We start from the raw sequence: 17,079 nt of genomic DNA on the forward strand, positions 1-17,079 counted from the left end.
TCGAAACTTATTTATAACCCAGCACTTTGCTTTAGCAAATGTTTCAGTCTGAGCATCCGACCAAGTGATGGCATGGCGCCACGCTCGTAAACCGACCTGGTCGACGTGATCCCCGCCACGCCGCATTGCCAAGCCCCGCGAGGCCGGTGTACAAAGAGGCTAGCTGTTGTCCTGAACCCGGCTTCACATGCGTACTGCAACATCCCGTGCGCCCTCCGAATCCCGCAAAAACCGTAGCCTATTGGCGTAACGCGACATTTAGTGTCAATATCGCGCCTTCCCCAATTTCGTCGCCCCGTGCGGCTTACGCCGCAGGTCTCGCCCGTTGTTCCGTTAAACAAGGCTTTGAGCATCTGCGGTCTGTAGCAAAAAGGTAGTCAATGATGAGCGCAAGGCACTTTCTCTCCCTGATGGATTGCACGCCCGAAGAGCTGGTCAGCGTGATCCGTCGAGGCGTTGAGCTCAAGGACCTGCGTAACCGCGGCGTACTGTTCGAGCCGCTGAAAAACCGCGTCCTGGGGATGATCTTCGAGAAGTCCTCGACCCGTACCCGGATTTCCTTCGAGGCCGGCATGATCCAGCTCGGTGGCCAGGCGATCTTCCTCTCGCCACGCGACACCCAGCTGGGCCGTGGCGAGCCGATCGGCGACTGCGCCATCGTCATGTCGAGCATGCTCGACGCGGTGATGATCCGTACCTTTGCCCACAGCACCCTGACCGAATTCGCCGCCAACTCGCGCGTGCCGGTGATCAACGGCCTGTCCGATGACCTGCACCCGTGCCAGTTGCTGGCCGACATGCAGACCTTCCTTGAGCACCGTGGCTCGATCCAGGGCAAGACCGTGGCCTGGATCGGCGACGGCAACAACATGTGCAACAGCTATATAGAAGCGGCGATCCAGTTCGACTTCCAGTTGCGCGTTGCCTGCCCGCAGGGCTACGAGCCTAATCCGGAATTTGTCGCCCGCGCCGGCGATCGCGTGACCATCGTCCGTGATCCGCAGGATGCCGTGCGCGGTGCGCATCTGGTGAGCACCGATGTCTGGACTTCGATGGGTCAGGAAGAGGAAACTGCCAAGCGCCTGAAGTTGTTCGCTCCGTTTCAGGTGACCCGCGCCCTGCTCGATCTGGCGGCCGAAGATGTGCTGTTCATGCACTGCCTGCCGGCGCACCGCGGTGAAGAAATCAGCCTCGACCTGCTTGATGACCCGCGCTCCGTCGCTTGGGATCAGGCAGAAAACCGTCTCCACGCACAGAAGGCCCTGCTCGAGTTCCTCGTCGAACCGGCATATCACCACGCATGAGCCATGAATTACTGCTGAACCTGCGCAACCTCGCTTGCGGCTATCAAGATCAACGCGTGGTGCAGAACCTCAATCTGCACCTCAACGCCGGTGACATCGGCTGCCTGCTCGGCTCGTCCGGCTGCGGCAAGACCACCACCCTGCGCGCGATTGCCGGTTTCGAACCGGTGCACGAAGGTGAAATCACCCTGGGAGGTGAAACCATTTCCAGCGCCGGTTTCACCCTGGCGCCGGAGAAACGCCGAATCGGCATGGTGTTCCAGGATTACGCGCTGTTCCCGCACCTGAGCGTCGCGGACAATATTGCCTTCGGCATCCGCAAGCACCCGAACAAGGAGCGCGTCACCGAGGAGCTGCTGGAACTGGTCAACCTGAAGAACCTCGGCAAACGCTTCCCGCACGAGCTCTCCGGCGGCCAGCAGCAGCGCGTTGCCCTCGCCCGCGCCCTGGCGCCGGAGCCGCAACTGCTGCTGCTCGACGAGCCGTTCTCCAACCTCGATGGCGAGCTGCGCCGCAAGCTCAGCCACGAAGTGCGCGACATCCTCAAGGCCCGTGGCACCAGCGCGATTCTGGTGACTCACGATCAGGAAGAAGCCTTCGCCGTCAGCGATCACGTTGGTGTATTCAAGGAAGGTCGCCTGGAGCAATGGGATACGCCCTACAACCTTTACCATGAGCCGGCGACGCCGTTTGTCGCCAGCTTCATCGGTCAGGGTTATTTCATCCGCGGCCAGCTCGGCAGCCCGGAGTCGGTGCAGACCGAACTCGGCGAACTGCGCGGCAACCGCGCCTACACCTGGCCGGTGGGCGGTGCGGTGGATGTATTGCTGCGTCCGGATGACATCGTTTATGCGCCGGACAGCGGGTTGAAAGCGCGGATCGTCGGCAAGACTTTCCTGGGTGCCTCGACCCTGTATCGCCTGCAACTGCCGACCGGTGCGCAGCTGGAATCGATCTTCCCGAGCCATGCCGACCATCAGGTGGGGGCGGAGGTGGGGATTCGCGTCGCCGCCGAACACCTTGTCCTGTTCCAGGCCAGCGGCAGTACCGCGGCACAAATCCCGGCGGTGGAAAACGGCGTCCGCCGCTACAGCGCTGCACTCTGATCCGCCCCGGATCAAAACTGTGGGAGCGGGCTTGCTCGCGAATGCGCTGTGTCAGTCAACGAAGAGGTCGTCTGACACCCCGCATTCGCGAGCAAGCCCGCTCCCACAGTTGGTTTTGGGTTCAACCCAGGATCAGCGTGCCGCTTGCCACCAGCGTCGCATTCCCGCCGATCTTCACCCGCTCCCCCTCCAGCCGACAGAACAACTCCCCGCCCCGCGCCGAACGCTGGCACGCGGTCAAACTGGATTTGCCCAAACGTTTCGACCAATACGGAATCAGGCTGCAATGCGTCGAGCCGGTCACCGGATCTTCGTTGATGCCGATTGCCGGGGCGAAGTAGCGCGAGACGAAATCGTGATGATTGCCGCGCGCCGTCACGATGGCGCCGAGCCACGGCAGTTTCGCCAGCGCTACCATGTCCGGCGTGCAGTCGAGCACTGCCTGCTCCGACTCCAGCACCACAAACAATTCATTGGAACCGAGCACATCCACCGCCTCGACGCCCAGCGCACGCTCGACATCCAGCGTCACGCCAATTTCTGACGGCACAATCGACGGGAAGTCCAGCCACAGGCGATCGCCCTCGCGGCTGACGCTAAGCGGCCCGGACTTGCAGATGAAGTCCAGCCGCTCGGTAGTTTCCTTGTAGACCTCGAACAACACATAGGCGCTGGCCAGTGTGGCATGCCCGCACAGCGGCACCTCGGTGGTCGGGGTGAACCAGCGGATGTGCCACGCTGCACCTTCGCGCACCACGAACGCCGTTTCTGCCAGATTGTGTTCGGCGGCGATCTTCTGCATCAAATCGTCCGCGAGCCATGCATCGAGCCGATACACCATCGCCGGGTTGCCACTGAACGGCCGATCACTGAACGCATCAACCTGATGAAATTCGAGCTGCATAACCTTCTCCCTGAGTGAGTCGGCAGAGCATGCAGCCACGCTGCGCTCAGCGCCAGTGACAGAACCGGGCAATTTTCTTCATACAGAACGCAAGTTCATGCACGACCGATGTCGGCAAATTTGGCTTGGGTGTGTTCAGCCAGAACCGCCGGCGCCAATTCGACTTCCAGGCCACGTCGGCCAGCACTGACATAAATAGTCGCAAAGCCTTGGGCCGAGTTATCGATGAAGGTGCGCAGACGCTTCTTCTGCCCCAGCGGACTGATGCCGCCCAACAGGTAACCGGTGGAACGCTGTGCCGCAGCCGGGTCAGCCATTTCGACTTTCTTGACGCCCGCCGCGTGTGCCAGACCTTTGAGATCAAGACTTCCGACGACCGGCACCACCGCCACCAGCAATTCACCTTTTTCGCTGGCAGCGAGCAGCGTCTTGAACACCTGCGCCGGCTCCAGCGCCAGTTTCTCGGCGGCCTCCAGCCCATAGGACGCGGCCTTGGGGTCATGTTCGTAACTGTGCACGCGATGTTCGGCACGAACTTTTTTCAACAAGTCCAACGCAGGGGTCATGGCAGCTCCAGGCTCGGCATCAACAGAAAAATCCTGCGCCGGATTCTAGGCCATCATCTCGCAAAAGGCTCTAGCGCGAGCCCCGTTTTCCGGGCGTTGCAGGCGAATCGCCGGACTATCGCCGCCATCTTCCGCAGGATCATTCAGCAGGCTGATAGTTTAATTGTGACCGATGGTTCACTTTCGACCTTTGACAGGTTTGTTTCTTGTCTATATTTTTTCGAATCTGAATAATGTAAGAATTATCATCACCGCAGCACCCAGCAGTAAACCGGGAACAGGATGGGGATCCTGCCTCGGCGAAAATCGCGCCTTGCCCTGACGGCAAACGCGCCAGACAACAACAAAAATCGAGGTTTTCAATGACAACTGCTTTACAGCAACCATCGCTTTCCGGCCAATGCCTGGCCGAGTTTCTGGGGACTGCACTTCTGATCTTTTTCGGCACTGGCTGTGTCGCCGCGCTCAAAGTCGCGGGCGCCAGCTTCGGTCTGTGGGAAATCAGCATTATCTGGGGCGTCGGCGTGAGCATGGCGATCTACTTGACCGCCGGGGTTTCCGGCGCGCATCTGAACCCCGCCGTGAGCATTGCCCTGAGCATTTTCGCCGACTTCGAAAAGCGCAAACTGCCGTTCTATATCCTGTCGCAGATCGCCGGCGCGTTTTGCGGTGCGCTGTTGGTGTACACGCTGTACAGCAATCTATTCTTCGATTACGAACAAACTCACCACATGGTGCGTGGCACCGCCGCCAGCCTTGAGTTGGCCTCGGTGTTCTCGACCTTCCCCAATCCGGTACTGTCCACCGCTCAGGCATTCCTGGTCGAGATGATCATCACCGCGATCCTGATGGGCGTGATCATGGCCCTGACCGATGATAACAACGGTCTGCCGAAAGGCCCGATGGCTCCGCTGCTGATCGGCTTGCTGATCGCCGTGATCGGCAGCTCGATGGGCCCGCTGACCGGTTTTGCGATGAACCCGGCGCGTGACTTCGGTCCGAAACTGATGACTTTCTTCGCCGGCTGGGGTGAAATTTCCTTCACTGGCGGCCGCGATATTCCGTACTTCCTGATTCCGATTTTTGCACCGATTGTCGGTGCCTGCCTCGGCGCTGCCGGGTATCGCGGGCTCATCGCCCGTCACCTGACCGGTGCCACACCTGCTACAAAGGATGCAGAACCGGCCATTGACGGCAAACCAAGAACTTCTTGAAACAGTCGGCGCGGGCTCCTGCCCTTTTAGAGCCCGCGCCCCGGCCCACTCTCCCTTATTTCGTCCAAGGCAATCGACATGACCGACATTCAGAATAAGAACTACATCATTGCCCTCGATCAGGGTACGACCAGCTCCCGCGCGATCATTTTCGACCGCGATGCGAACGTGGTCTGCACCGCCCAGCGCGAATTCGCCCAGCACTACCCGCAAGCCGGTTGGGTCGAGCACGATCCAATGGAAATCTTTGCGACCCAGAGCGCGGTGATGGTTGAAGCACTGGCCCAGGCCGGCCTGCATCACGATCAGGTCGCCGCCATCGGTATCACCAACCAGCGTGAAACTACGGTGGTCTGGGACAAGACCACCGGTCGTCCGGTGTACAACGCCATCGTCTGGCAGTGCCGCCGCAGCACCGAGATCTGCCAGCAGCTCAAGCGCGATGGCCACGAAGAGTACATCCGCGACAACACCGGTCTGGTTACCGACCCGTACTTCTCCGGCACCAAGCTGAAGTGGATCCTCGACAACGTCGAAGGCAGCCGCGAGCGTGCGCGCAATGGCGAACTGCTGTTCGGCACCGTCGATAGCTGGCTGATCTGGAAATTCACCGGCGGCAAGGTACACGTCACCGACTACACCAACGCCTCGCGCACCATGCTCTTCAACATCCATTCGCTGGAGTGGGATTCGAAGATGCTGGAAATCCTCGACATCCCGCGCGAAATGCTCCCGGAAGTCAAAGCCTCTTCGGAAATCTACGGTCGCACCAAGAGCGGCATCGCCATCGGCGGTATCGCCGGTGACCAGCAAGCGGCACTGTTCGGCCAGATGTGCGTCGAGCCGGGCCAGGCGAAAAACACCTACGGCACCGGCTGCTTCCTGCTGATGAACACCGGCGACAAAGCGGTGAAATCGCAACACGGCATGCTCACCACCATCGCTTGCGGCCCGCGTGGCGAAGTGGCTTACGCCCTGGAAGGCGCGGTGTTCAACGGCGGTTCGACCGTGCAGTGGCTGCGCGATGAACTGAAGATCGTCAACGACGCTCACGACACCGAATACTTCGCCAATAAAGTGAAGGACAGCAACGGTGTGTACCTGGTACCGGCCTTCACCGGTCTGGGCGCTCCGTACTGGGACCCGTATGCCCGCGGTGCACTGTTCGGTCTGACGCGCGGCGTGCGCGTGGATCACATCATCCGCGCCGCGCTGGAATCGATCGCCTACCAGACCCGCGACGTACTCGACGCCATGCAACAGGACTCCGGCGAACGCCTCAAGGCCCTGCGCGTGGACGGCGGCGCGGTCGCGAACAACTTCCTCATGCAGTTCCAGGCCGACATCCTCGGCACCCAGGTCGAGCGTCCGCAAATGCGCGAAACCACCGCGCTGGGCGCAGCGTATCTGGCCGGTCTGGCGTGTGGTTTCTGGGGCAGCCTCGACGAACTGCGCGGCAAGGCCGTGATCGAGCGTGAGTTCGAACCGAGCCTGGAAGAAGTCGAGAAAGAAAAGCTGTACAAAGGCTGGAAAAAAGCCGTCAGCCGCACCCGTGACTGGGCGCGTGAAGACGCTGAATAAGCCAGTCTGAAGACTGACTTAAGCTGTCCAAACAGCGTGAAAGCGTAGCGAGCGAAGGCAAGACAAGGCAAAAACAGGCGAGGACGCGGAGTTTACGGGTTTGTAAATGAGCAGTCCGAGCCTGTTTTTAACGCAGGATTGCCGAGCGCAGTAGCTTTCACGTTGTTTGGAAACTGGTCGGGAGGAGATTCCTGCGTCATCATGGGCAAATTTTGCACGGCAGCCCAAAGGAAGCTCCATGAATCTGCCTCCCCGTCAGCAGCAAATCCTCGAGCTGGTCCGCGAACGCGGCTATGTGAGCATCGAGGAAATGGCCACGCTGTTCGTTGTTACCCCGCAAACCATCCGCCGCGATATCAATCAGCTCGCGGAAGCCAATCTGTTGCGTCGCTACCATGGCGGCGCGGCCTATGATTCCAGCGTCGAAAACACCGCCTATGCGATGCGCGCCGACCAGATGCGCGACGAAAAACAACGCATTGGCGAAGCCATCGCCGCGCAGATCCCCGATCACGCCTCGCTGTTCATCAACATCGGCACCACCACCGAATCGATTGCCCGCGCCCTGCTCAATCACAACCATCTGAAGATCATCACCAACAACCTGCACGTCGCCTCGATGCTCAGTGCCAAGGATGATTTCGATGTGCTGCTGACCGGCGGCAACGTGCGCCGTGACGGTGGCGTGGTCGGTCAGGCGAGCGTGGACTTCATCAACCAGTTCAAGGTCGATTTCGCACTGGTGGGTATCAGCGGCATCGACGAAGACGGTAGCCTGCTCGACTTCGATTATCAGGAAGTGCGCGTGTCGCAGGCGATCATCGCCAATGCGCGGCAGGTGATTCTGGCGGCGGACTCCAGCAAGTTCGGGCGTAACGCGATGATCCGCCTCGGTCCGATCAGCCTGATCGACTGCCTGGTGACCGATCAGCAGCCAGTGCCGGCACTCGCGCAACTGCTGAGCCAGCACAAGATTCGTCTGGAAGTCGTTTAAATCCGTTCAACATCCCCTGTGGCGAGGGGATTTATCCCCGATGGGCTGCGAAGCAGTCCTAAAACCACCCAATGCGGTGTGCCTGAGACTCCACGGTAGTTGATTGAGGGGCCGCTACGCGGCCCATCGGGGATAAATCCCCTCGCCACAAAGATCATCTCCACCTCAATAATGTTCGAAAATTTTCTTTTAGCCGCCCTTCGATGAGTTTTTTCAATCGAACGCGACTGGCTGCGCGCGTCTTTATGGGCTACCATTTTCGCAAATGAACATTTATGTTCGATTTCCAAGACAGAAAATCAAAAGAGCCCGAGGCCAGCCGATGTCCACATCTACCTTGCGTACGCCCCCTATCTCCGAGATCTACGACGTTGCCGTAATTGGCGGCGGGATCAATGGCGTAGGGATCGCAGCGGATGCCGCCGGTCGCGGTCTCTCGGTGTTCCTTTGCGAAAAGGACGACCTGGCCAGCCACACCTCATCGGCCAGCAGCAAGCTGATCCACGGTGGCCTGCGCTACCTCGAACATTATGAATTCCGTCTGGTGCGTGAAGCGCTGGCCGAGCGCGAAGTGCTGCTGGCCAAGGCGCCGCACATCGTCAAGCCGATGCGTTTTGTGCTGCCGCACCGCCCGCACCTGCGTCCGGCGTGGATGATCCGCGCCGGCCTGTTCCTTTATGACAACCTCGGCAAGCGCGAAAAACTGCCAGGTTCGAAAAGCCTGAAGTTCGGTGCCGACAGCGCGCTGAAAAGCGAAATCACCAAGGGCTTCGAATACTCCGATTGCTGGGTCGATGACGCCCGCCTCGTCGTTCTGAACGCCATGGCCGCCCGGGAAAAAGGTGCCCACGTACACACCCAGACCCGTTGCGTCAGCGCCCGCCGCGCCAAGGGCCTGTGGCACCTGAATCTGGAACGCGCCGACGGCAGCCTGTTTTCGATCACTGCCAAAGCCTTGGTGAACGCCGCCGGCCCGTGGGTCGCCAAGTTCATTCGTGACGACCTGAAAATGGAATCGCCGTACGGCATCCGCCTGATTCAGGGCAGCCACATCATCGTGCCGAAGCTGTACGAAGGCGATCACGCGCATATCCTGCAAAACGAAGATCAGCGCATCGTCTTCACCATTCCATACCTGAACCACTTCACCCTGATCGGCACCACCGACCGTGAATACACCGGCGATCCGGCGAAAGTGGCAATCACCGACGGCGAAACCGATTACCTGCTGAAAGTGGTCAACGCGCACTTCAAGAAGCAGATCAGCCGCGACGACATCCAGCACAGCTACTCGGGCGTGCGTCCACTGTGCAACGACGAATCCGACAACCCGTCCGCCGTGACCCGCGATTACACCCTGGCATTGTCTGGCGGTGGCGAAGAAGCACCGCTGCTGTCGGTGTTCGGCGGCAAACTGACCACCTACCGCAAACTCGCCGAGTCAGCGATGGCCCAGTTGATGCCGTACTTCACCCAGATGCGCCCGAGCTGGACCGCCACCGCGACCCTGCCCGGCGGCGAAGACATGACTACGCCGCAAGCCTTGAGCGCGCAGATCCGCGACAAGTTCGATTTCGTCCCGACCGAGATCGCCCGCCGCTGGGCCACCACCTATGGCAGCCGCACCTGGCGCATGCTCGAAGGCGTGGAAACCCTCGCCGACATGGGCGAACACATGGGTGGCGGGCTCTACACTCGCGAGGTCGATTACCTGTGCAGCGAAGAATGGGCCACCAGCGCCCACGACATCCTGTGGCGCCGCAGCAAGCTGGGCCTGTTCACCACCCCGGCCGAGCAAGAGAAGCTGGCGGCCTACCTGGGCAAGGTCGAGCAGAACCGCAAGATTGAAGCGGCGTGATATGAACATCACTTAAAACGGAAGCCCCTGAATTGAGAGATTCAGGGGCTTTTTGCTGCGTGACTTACTTTGCCTGCCACTAACCCTGTGGCGAGGGGATTTATCCCCGATGGACTGCGAAGCGGTCCTCGCCTTTGCGCTGAAAGAAGGCCGCTTCGCGACCTATCGGGGATAAATCCCCTCGCCACAAGGGAATGTGGGCTCGAACGATCATCAATATGAGGGCAGCGATTAAAAGATCGTTCGGATTTCCGAACGCGACCTCCCGGTCGATTCGGATAACCGGATCAGTTTCATCGAAAAACACCGACACAAAACTTTAATCACCTTATAAATCAAGCCATTAGCCACTATCGACTGCTCTGGCACGACTCATGCTCTACACTCTCTCGACGAATGCCTGCCGTGCCAACACTTCAGGAGCCGTCAGGCATTCGAAGCACAAAAGGGCCGACGAACTGGCCCCATAAAAAAAACAATTCGAGGAAAATTTGATGCGCATCGTTCCCCATATCCTGGGCGCAGCCATTGCGGCCGCTCTGATCAGCACGCCAGTTTTCGCCGCCGAACTCACCGGCACCCTGAAGAAAATCAACGATTCCGGCACCATCACCCTCGCTCACCGCGACAGTTCCATTCCGTTTTCCTACATCGCGGATGCTTCCGGCAAGCCAGTGGGCTACTCCCACGACATTCAAGTGGCCATCGTTGAAGCCCTGAAAAAAGACCTGAACAAGCCAGACCTGCAGGTCAAATACAACCTGGTGACCTCGCAAACCCGTATCCCGCTGATCCAGAACGGCACCGCGGATATCGAGTGCGGTTCCACCACCAACAACGCCGAACGCGCCCAGCAAGTCGACTTCACCGTCAACATCTTCGAAATCGGCACCCGCCTGCTGGTCAAGAAAGACAAGGATGGCAACCCGTCCTACAAAGACTTTGCCGACCTCAAAGGCAAAAACGTCGTAACCACCGCCGGTACCACGTCCGAGCGCATCATCAAAGCGATGAACGCCGACAAGCAGATGGGCATGAACATCATCTCCGCCAAGGACCACGGCGAATCCTTCAACATGCTGGAAAGCGGCCGCGCCGTTGCCTTCATGATGGACGACGCCCTGCTGGCCGGCGAAGAAGCCAAGGCGAAGAAGCCGGACGACTGGGTCATCACCGGTACTCCGCAATCGTTCGAAGCCTACGCGTGCATGGTTCGCAAAGACGACCCGGCCTTCAAGAAGGCTGTGGATGACGCCATCGTCGGCCTGTACAAATCCGGCAAGATCAACGAGATCTACAAGAAGTGGTTCGAAACCGCGATTCCGCCAAAGGGCCTGAACCTCAACTTCCCGATGAGCGACAAGGTCAAGGAACTGATCGCCAACCCGAGCGACAAGCCGGCGCCTGACGTAAAAATCTGATTCCTGACTAACCTTATCCCCTGAGGGAGCCACCCTCCCTCAGGCGTCTGTTACCTGCTGGTTTTACAGTGGAACACTCGACCTGGCGGTTTTCGAGCCGATCGCGTGTGCCCGGCGTTCAACGTCGGACGGGAAAGGATCTTCCCCAAGCGGGTGCTTGTACATCGATCGATTTCGAGGGGAGACCCTAATGAATTACAACTGGGACTGGGGCGTGTTCTTCAAGTCCACCGGCGTGGGCAGCGAGACTTATCTCGACTGGTACATCGCCGGCCTGGGCTGGACCATTGCCATCGCCATCGTGGCATGGATCATCGCCTTGCTGCTGGGCTCCATTCTGGGGGTCATGCGCACGGTGCCGAACCGCCTCGTATCGGGCATCGCGACCTGCTACGTCGAACTGTTTCGCAACGTGCCGCTGCTGGTGCAGCTGTTCATCTGGTACTTCCTGGTGCCCGATCTGCTGCCGCAAAACCTGCAGGACTGGTACAAGCAGGATCTGAACCCGACCACCTCGGCCTACCTGAGCGTGGTCGTGTGCCTGGGTCTGTTCACCGCCGCCCGGGTCTGCGAGCAAGTGCGCACCGGCATCCAGGCGTTGCCACGCGGCCAGGAATCCGCCGCCCGCGCCATGGGTTTCAAGCTGCCGCAAATCTATTGGAACGTGCTGCTGCCCCAGGCCTACCGCATCATCATTCCGCCGCTGACCTCGGAATTCCTCAACGTGTTCAAGAACTCCTCCGTGGCGTCCTTGATCGGCCTGATGGAACTGCTGGCGCAAACCAAACAGACCGCCGAGTTCTCGGCCAACCTGTTTGAAGCCTTCACCCTGGCCACGCTGATCTACTTCACCCTGAACATGAGCCTGATGTTGCTGATGCGCATGGTCGAGAAGAAAGTCGCAGTGCCCGGCCTGATCTCCGTGGGGGGTAAATAATGGACTTCGATTTCAGCGGCATCATCCCCGCGATCCCGGGCCTGTGGAACGGCATGGTCATGACCTTGCAACTGATGGTCATGGGCGTGATCGGCGGCATCGTGCTGGGGACGATCCTCGCGCTGATGCGCCTGTCGTCGAGCAAACTGCTGTCGCGCGTTGCCGGCGCCTACGTGAACTACTTCCGCTCGATCCCGCTGCTGCTGGTGATCACCTGGTTCTACCTGGCGGTGCCGTTCGTGCTGCGCTGGATCACCGGCGAAGACACCCCGATCGGCGCGTTCACCTCCTGCGTCGTGGCTTTCATGATGTTCGAAGCCGCGTACTTCTGTGAGATCGTCCGGGCTGGCGTGCAGTCGATCCCCAAAGGCCAGATGGCCGCCGCGCAAGCGATGGGCATGACCTATGGCCAGACCATGCGGCTGATCATCCTGCCCCAGGCGTTCCGCAAGATGACCCCGTTGCTGCTGCAACAGTCGATCATCCTGTTCCAGGACACCTCGCTGGTCTACACCGTGGGCCTGGTGGACTTCCTCAACTCCGCCCGCTCCAGCGGCGACATCATCGGTCGTTCCAACGAGTTCCTGATCTTTGCCGGTGTCGTCTACTTCATCATCAGCTTTTCCGCCTCGCTGCTGGTCAAGCGTCTGCAAAAAAGGTTTGCCGTATGATCTCCATCAAGAACATCAACAAGTGGTATGGCGACTTCCAGGTGCTGACTGATTGCAGCACCGAGGTCAAAAAAGGCGAAGTGATCGTGGTCTGCGGCCCGTCGGGTTCGGGCAAGTCGACCCTGATCAAGTGCGTCAACGCGCTGGAGCCGTTCCAGAAAGGCGACATCGTCGTCGACGGCACCTCGATTGCCGACTCCAAGACCAACCTGCCGAAACTGCGCTCGCGCGTCGGTATGGTGTTCCAGCATTTCGAGCTGTTCCCGCACCTGACCATCACCGAAAACCTGACCATCGCGCAGATCAAGGTGCTGGGCCGTAGCAAGGAAGAGGCGACCAAGAAAGGTCTGCAACTGCTGGAACGCGTCGGCTTGTCGGCGCATGCGCACAAGCACCCGGGGCAACTGTCCGGCGGTCAGCAGCAGCGTGTGGCGATTGCCCGTGCACTGGCCATGGACCCGATCGTCATGCTGTTCGACGAACCGACCTCAGCGCTCGACCCGGAAATGGTCAACGAAGTGCTCGACGTGATGGTGCAACTGGCCCACGAAGGCATGACCATGATGTGCGTGACCCACGAAATGGGCTTCGCGCGCAAAGTGGCTGACCGGGTGATCTTCATGGACGCCGGCAAGATCATCGAAGACTGCCCTAAAGAGGAGTTCTTCGGCGACATCAGCGCCCGCTCCGAACGCGCGCAGCACTTCCTCGAGAAAATCCTGCAGCACTAAAAGCAACACACCGAACTCTGTGGCGAGGGCGCTTTGTGGCGAGGGGATTTATCCCCGATGGGCCGCGAAGCGACCCCAGCATTTCAAAATCAAACCGCATCTGCCGGTTTGACGACTGCTTCGCAGCCGATCGGGGATAAATCCCCTCGCCACAGGTTCCGCGCTCGAACAAACCAGGATGCTGTTAGCCACGCTGGTTGACCCAAGGCAACTGTGATGAAATGCGACCCCAATCTCTATCGCGCAGCGCCGCCATCACTTGCCGTGAAGCCCCGTCTGATTCGCCATCTGTTCCTGCCGCCGCTGATCATCATCCTGATGATCGGACTGGGTTACATCGGCTTCTGGACCAGTGAACATTTCGGCATCCGCAGCCTCAGCGAAAACGGCCAGCGTCAGCTCGAACTGCACGCGCGTACCGTCGAAAGCGAGATCAGCAAATACACCTACCTGCCCAGCCTGCTGGAACTGGAAACCAGTGTCCCGCAACTGCTGGCCGACCCGACTCCGGAACACCGGCAAACGGTCAATGCTTACCTTGAAGGCCTGAACCGGCGCAGCCGCAGTCGGGCCATCTACGTCATGGACACCACCGGCCGCGTAATGGCCACCAGCAACTGGCGCGACGTCGACAGTTATCTGGGGGAAGACCTGTCCTTTCGCGCCTATTTCCAGAACGCCGTGCGCGGCGAGCCCGGACGTTTCTACGGCATCGGCAGCACCAGCGGCGAGCCCGGTTACTACCTCGCCCATGGTCTGGAAGAACACGGCAAGATCATCGGCGTCGCCGTGGTCAAGGTGCGCCTCGAAGCGCTGGAAGAGCGCTGGCAACGCGCCCGCTTGGAAGCCTTCGTCAGCGACGAGAACGGCATCATCATTCTTTCCAGCGATCCGGCGCGGCGCCTGAAATCGGTGGTACCGCTGAGCGATGAAACCAAAGAGAAGCTCGCGCGCAGCCTGCAGTACTACTGGTTCCCGCTCAACGAACTGCAACCGCTGGCCCGCGAAACCCTGGCCGACGGTGTGGAGAAACTGACCTTCCCGGCCAACAGCGAACTGAGCGCCGATGACGACAGCATCAGCTATCTGGCGCAGACCCGGCCGCTGAGCGACACACCATGGAATTTCACCCTGCTCACACCGTTGCAGGACTTGCGCCGTGAAGCGATCAACCAAGGCATTCTGGTGGCCGTGGCCTTCGCCCTGGTGGCGTTCCTGCTGATCGCCTGGAACGAGCGGCGCAAGGTCATCGCCACGCGCCTCGCCGCCCGCGAAGCCTTGCAGGAAGCCAACAATCAACTGGAGCGTCGGATTACCGAACGCACCGGCGACCTGCGCGCCAGCAACGAACGGCTGAAGAGCCAGATCCGCGAACGGCGCCAGGCCGAAGAGACACTGCGTCGCGCTCAGGACGAACTGGTGCAGGCCGGCAAACTCGCGGCCATCGGCCAGATGTCGACCAGCATCGCCCACGAACTGAACCAGCCGCTGGCGGCGATGCGCACCCTGTCCGGCAACACCATTCGCTTTCTGGAACGCGGCCAGCTCGATGTCGCCAGCACCAACCTCAAGACCATCAACGACCTGATCGACCGCATGGGCCGGATTACCGCCAGCCTGCGCTCGTTCGCCCGGCGCGGCGACAACGAAGGCCAGGCCAACCTCGGCAAAGCGGTGGACGCGGCCCTGCAACTGCTCGGCGCGCGGGTCGAGAGCATAACGCTGCAACTGCATCGTCAGTTCAGCGACGTACAGGTGCAGATCGACCAGACCCGCCTCGAACAGATTCTGGTCAACCTGATCGGCAACGCCCTCGACGCCATGCAGACGCAACCTTCACCGCAGCTGTGGCTGGAAGGCGAAGAGTTCAACGGCAAATATCGCCTGCGGGTGCGCGACAACGGCCACGGGGTCGACGCCGAAGCACGCAAGCATCTGTTCGAGCCGTTCTTCACCACCAAACCCGGCGAACAGGGTCTGGGCCTCGGCCTGACCCTCTCCGCCAGCCTCGCTGCCGCCACCGGCGGACACCTGGGTGTCGAACACCCGGTCAGCGGTGGCACCACCTTCGTCCTCAGTTTACCGTTGGTAAGCCCTACTCCTGCCGAGCCAATATGAACCACGACCTTAGTGTGCTGATCGTCGAAGACGACCCCCATGTGCTGCTCGGCTGCCAGCAGGCGCTGACCCTGGAAGACATTCCCTGCATCGGCGTCGGCAGTGCCGAAGAAGCGCTGGAGCGGGTCGGCGACAACTTTGCCGGGATCGTCATCAGCGACATTCGCCTGCCCGGCATCGATGGCCTGGAACTGCTGACCCGCCTCAAGGCGCGCGACCGCAGTCTGCCGGTGGTGCTGATCACCGGTCATGGCGATATCTCCATGGCGGTCGGCGCGATGCAGAAAGGCGCCTACGATTTCATGGAGAAACCGTTCTCGCCAGAGCGTCTGGTGGATGTCGCTCGTCGCGCACTGGAGCAACGCAGCCTGGCCCGGGAAGTGTCTTCGCTACGTCGGCAACTGGCTGAACGCGATTCCCTCGAAGGCCGGATCATCGGGCGCTCGCCAGCCATGCAGAACCTGCGCGAGCTGATCGCCAACGTCGCCGACACTTCGGCCAACGTATTGATCGAAGGCGAGACCGGCACCGGCAAAGAACTGGTCGCCCGTTGCCTGCACGACTTCAGTCGTCGGCATGCCAAGCAGTTCGTCGCGCTGAACTGCGGCGGCCTGCCGGAAAACCTCTTCGAAAGCGAGATCTTCGGCCACGAGGCCAACGCCTTCACCGGCGCCGGCAAACGGCGCATCGGCAAGATCGAACACGCCGACGGCGGCACGCTGTTCCTCGATGAAGTGGAAAGCATGCCCCTGCCGATGCAGATCAAACTGCTGCGGGTGTTGCAGGAACGCACCCTCGAACGCCTCGGCTCGAACCAGAGCGTGGCGGTGGATTGCCGGGTGATTGCGGCGACCAAATCCGACCTCGACGACGCGAGCAAGGCCGGCGAGTTTCGCAGCGACTTGTACTACCGCCTCAACGTGGTGACGCTGGAACTGCCACCGCTGCGCGAACGTCGCGAAGACATTCTGCAACTGTTCGAACACTTCACCCAGCAGTCGGCGCTGCGTTTCGACCGGGTATTGCCGGAGCTGGACAACCAGACCCTGTCGAACCTGATGAGCCACGACTGGCCGGGCAACGTGCGTGAGCTGCGTAACGTCGCCGAGCGCTTTGCCCTCGGCCTGCCGGCATTCAAGAAGTCCGGCGCCAGCAGCGGCGGTCAGGGGCTAGCGTTCGCCGAAGCGGTGGAAGCCTTCGAGCGCAACCTGCTCAATGACGCCTTGCAACGCAGTGGCGGCAACCTGACCCAGGCCAGTCAAGAACTGGGCATGGCCAAGACCACGCTGTTCGACAAAGTGAAAAAGTACGGGTTGAGCCACTGATGGATCTGATACTCAAAGCGGCACTCGGCGCGGCGGTGGTGCTGATCCTCGCCGCGCTGTCGAAGACCAAAAACTATTACATCGCCGGACTGGTGCCGCTGTTTCCGACCTTCGCCCTGATCGCCCACTACATCGTCGGCAAGGGCCGCTCGATCGACGATCTGAAGGCGACGATTGTGTTCGGCATGTGGTCGATCGTTCCGTACTTCATCTATCTGGCGACGCTGTACGTGATGGTCGACCGCATGCGGCTGGAGGCGTCACTCGCGGTGGCGGTTGTGGCGTGGTTGATCGCCGCGACCGTGCTGGTCACGGTGTGGGTGCGTCTGCACGCCTGAGACAACGGCTG

Annotated in this window: 15 protein-coding genes; 13 read left to right on the forward strand and 2 right to left on the reverse strand. The window is 60.3% G+C overall.

Annotated elements, in window-relative coordinates; genetic code table 11:
• Positions 1–383: 383 nt before the first annotated feature.
• Positions 384–1,304 carry an ornithine carbamoyltransferase gene (gene argF / locus E4T63_RS22150; RefSeq protein ID WP_047296204.1) on the forward strand — a complete coding sequence of 307 codons (921 nt, stop codon included), beginning with the start codon at positions 384–386 and terminating at the stop codon, positions 1,302–1,304.
• Complete coding sequence (locus E4T63_RS22155) at positions 1,301–2,410, forward strand: ABC transporter ATP-binding protein (protein ID WP_096795147.1); 1,110 nt, start codon at positions 1,301–1,303, stop codon at positions 2,408–2,410. The genes argF and E4T63_RS22155 overlap by 4 nt, the downstream gene beginning before the upstream one ends.
• 121 nt (positions 2,411–2,531) lie before the next feature.
• Here E4T63_RS22155 and E4T63_RS22160 read toward each other — a convergent pair whose 3' ends face one another.
• Together E4T63_RS22160 and ybaK are read right to left on the reverse strand one after the other, a co-directional pair.
• Positions 2,532–3,314: a PhzF family phenazine biosynthesis protein gene (locus tag E4T63_RS22160; RefSeq protein ID WP_135296466.1), complete on the reverse strand. Its 783-nt coding sequence runs from the start codon at positions 3,312–3,314 to the stop codon at positions 2,532–2,534.
• A gap of 95 nt (positions 3,315–3,409) precedes the next feature.
• Positions 3,410–3,880 carry a Cys-tRNA(Pro) deacylase gene (ybaK, locus tag E4T63_RS22165; protein ID WP_003227741.1) on the reverse strand — a complete coding sequence of 157 codons (471 nt, stop codon included), beginning with the start codon at positions 3,878–3,880 and terminating at the stop codon, positions 3,410–3,412.
• 362 nt (positions 3,881–4,242) lie between these two features.
• On the opposite strand from ybaK, the gene E4T63_RS22170 reads away from it, so the two are divergent.
• The 11 genes from E4T63_RS22170 to E4T63_RS22220 all read left to right on the forward strand — a co-directional run bounded on the left by E4T63_RS22170 (position 4,243) and on the right by E4T63_RS22220 (position 17,068).
• Positions 4,243–5,094 carry an MIP/aquaporin family protein gene (locus E4T63_RS22170; protein WP_027612073.1) on the forward strand — a complete coding sequence of 284 codons (852 nt, stop codon included), beginning with the start codon at positions 4,243–4,245 and terminating at the stop codon, positions 5,092–5,094.
• Positions 5,095–5,172: 78 nt separating this feature from the next.
• Positions 5,173–6,675, forward strand: coding sequence for a glycerol kinase GlpK (glpK, locus tag E4T63_RS22175; protein ID WP_095136946.1), 1,503 nt, complete (start codon positions 5,173–5,175; stop codon positions 6,673–6,675).
• 238 nt (positions 6,676–6,913) lie between these two features.
• Positions 6,914–7,669, forward strand: a complete 756-nt coding sequence (locus tag E4T63_RS22180) for a DeoR/GlpR family transcriptional regulator (RefSeq protein WP_007916700.1) — start codon at positions 6,914–6,916, stop codon at positions 7,667–7,669.
• 322 nt (positions 7,670–7,991) lie between these two features.
• Positions 7,992–9,527: a glycerol-3-phosphate dehydrogenase gene (glpD, locus tag E4T63_RS22185; RefSeq protein WP_135296467.1), complete on the forward strand. Its 1,536-nt coding sequence runs from the start codon at positions 7,992–7,994 to the stop codon at positions 9,525–9,527.
• A 494-nt stretch (positions 9,528–10,021) separates the two neighbouring features.
• Positions 10,022–10,948, forward strand: coding sequence for a glutamate/aspartate ABC transporter substrate-binding protein (locus E4T63_RS22190; RefSeq protein WP_027612076.1), 927 nt, complete (start codon positions 10,022–10,024; stop codon positions 10,946–10,948).
• A 190-nt stretch (positions 10,949–11,138) separates the two neighbouring features.
• Positions 11,139–11,885, forward strand: coding sequence for an amino acid ABC transporter permease (locus E4T63_RS22195; RefSeq protein ID WP_027612077.1), 747 nt, complete (start codon positions 11,139–11,141; stop codon positions 11,883–11,885).
• Positions 11,885–12,556, forward strand: coding sequence for an amino acid ABC transporter permease (locus tag E4T63_RS22200; RefSeq protein ID WP_007963949.1), 672 nt, complete (start codon positions 11,885–11,887; stop codon positions 12,554–12,556). Before E4T63_RS22195 ends, E4T63_RS22200 begins: the two co-directional genes overlap by 1 nt.
• Positions 12,553–13,287: an amino acid ABC transporter ATP-binding protein gene (locus E4T63_RS22205; protein WP_007963947.1), complete on the forward strand. Its 735-nt coding sequence runs from the start codon at positions 12,553–12,555 to the stop codon at positions 13,285–13,287. Before E4T63_RS22200 ends, E4T63_RS22205 begins: the two co-directional genes overlap by 4 nt.
• A 216-nt stretch (positions 13,288–13,503) precedes the next feature.
• Positions 13,504–15,405 (forward strand): sensor histidine kinase, encoded by a 1,902-nt coding sequence (locus E4T63_RS22210; protein WP_135296468.1) that lies wholly within the window; start codon positions 13,504–13,506, stop codon positions 15,403–15,405.
• 44 nt (positions 15,406–15,449) lie between these two features.
• Positions 15,450–16,730 carry a sigma-54-dependent transcriptional regulator gene (locus tag E4T63_RS22215; RefSeq protein ID WP_245223471.1) on the forward strand — a complete coding sequence of 427 codons (1,281 nt, stop codon included), beginning with the start codon at positions 15,450–15,452 and terminating at the stop codon, positions 16,728–16,730.
• Between the two features lie 8 nt (positions 16,731–16,738).
• Complete coding sequence (locus E4T63_RS22220; RefSeq protein WP_209318240.1) at positions 16,739–17,068, forward strand: GlpM family protein; 330 nt, start codon at positions 16,739–16,741, stop codon at positions 17,066–17,068.
• Positions 17,069–17,079 lie beyond the last annotated feature (11 nt).

The organism is Pseudomonas fluorescens, from assembly GCF_004683905.1.
In the GTDB taxonomy this organism is placed as follows: domain Bacteria; phylum Pseudomonadota; class Gammaproteobacteria; order Pseudomonadales; family Pseudomonadaceae; genus Aquipseudomonas; species Aquipseudomonas putida_A.

Coding starts and splice junctions, on each gene's coding strand:
- argF (WP_047296204.1), top strand. CDS start 384: ATGAGCGCAAGGCACTTTCTCTCCCTGATGGATTGCACGCCCGAAGAG.
- E4T63_RS22155 (WP_096795147.1), top strand. CDS start 1,301: ATGAGCCATGAATTACTGCTGAACCTGCGCAACCTCGCTTGCGGCTAT.
- E4T63_RS22160 (WP_135296466.1), bottom strand. CDS start 3,314: ATGCAGCTCGAATTTCATCAGGTTGATGCGTTCAGTGATCGGCCGTTC.
- ybaK (WP_003227741.1), bottom strand. CDS start 3,880: ATGACCCCTGCGTTGGACTTGTTGAAAAAAGTTCGTGCCGAACATCGC.
- E4T63_RS22170 (WP_027612073.1), top strand. CDS start 4,243: ATGACAACTGCTTTACAGCAACCATCGCTTTCCGGCCAATGCCTGGCC.
- glpK (WP_095136946.1), top strand. CDS start 5,173: ATGACCGACATTCAGAATAAGAACTACATCATTGCCCTCGATCAGGGT.
- E4T63_RS22180 (WP_007916700.1), top strand. CDS start 6,914: ATGAATCTGCCTCCCCGTCAGCAGCAAATCCTCGAGCTGGTCCGCGAA.
- glpD (WP_135296467.1), top strand. CDS start 7,992: ATGTCCACATCTACCTTGCGTACGCCCCCTATCTCCGAGATCTACGAC.
- E4T63_RS22190 (WP_027612076.1), top strand. CDS start 10,022: ATGCGCATCGTTCCCCATATCCTGGGCGCAGCCATTGCGGCCGCTCTG.
- E4T63_RS22195 (WP_027612077.1), top strand. CDS start 11,139: ATGAATTACAACTGGGACTGGGGCGTGTTCTTCAAGTCCACCGGCGTG.
- E4T63_RS22200 (WP_007963949.1), top strand. CDS start 11,885: ATGGACTTCGATTTCAGCGGCATCATCCCCGCGATCCCGGGCCTGTGG.
- E4T63_RS22205 (WP_007963947.1), top strand. CDS start 12,553: ATGATCTCCATCAAGAACATCAACAAGTGGTATGGCGACTTCCAGGTG.
- E4T63_RS22210 (WP_135296468.1), top strand. CDS start 13,504: ATGAAATGCGACCCCAATCTCTATCGCGCAGCGCCGCCATCACTTGCC.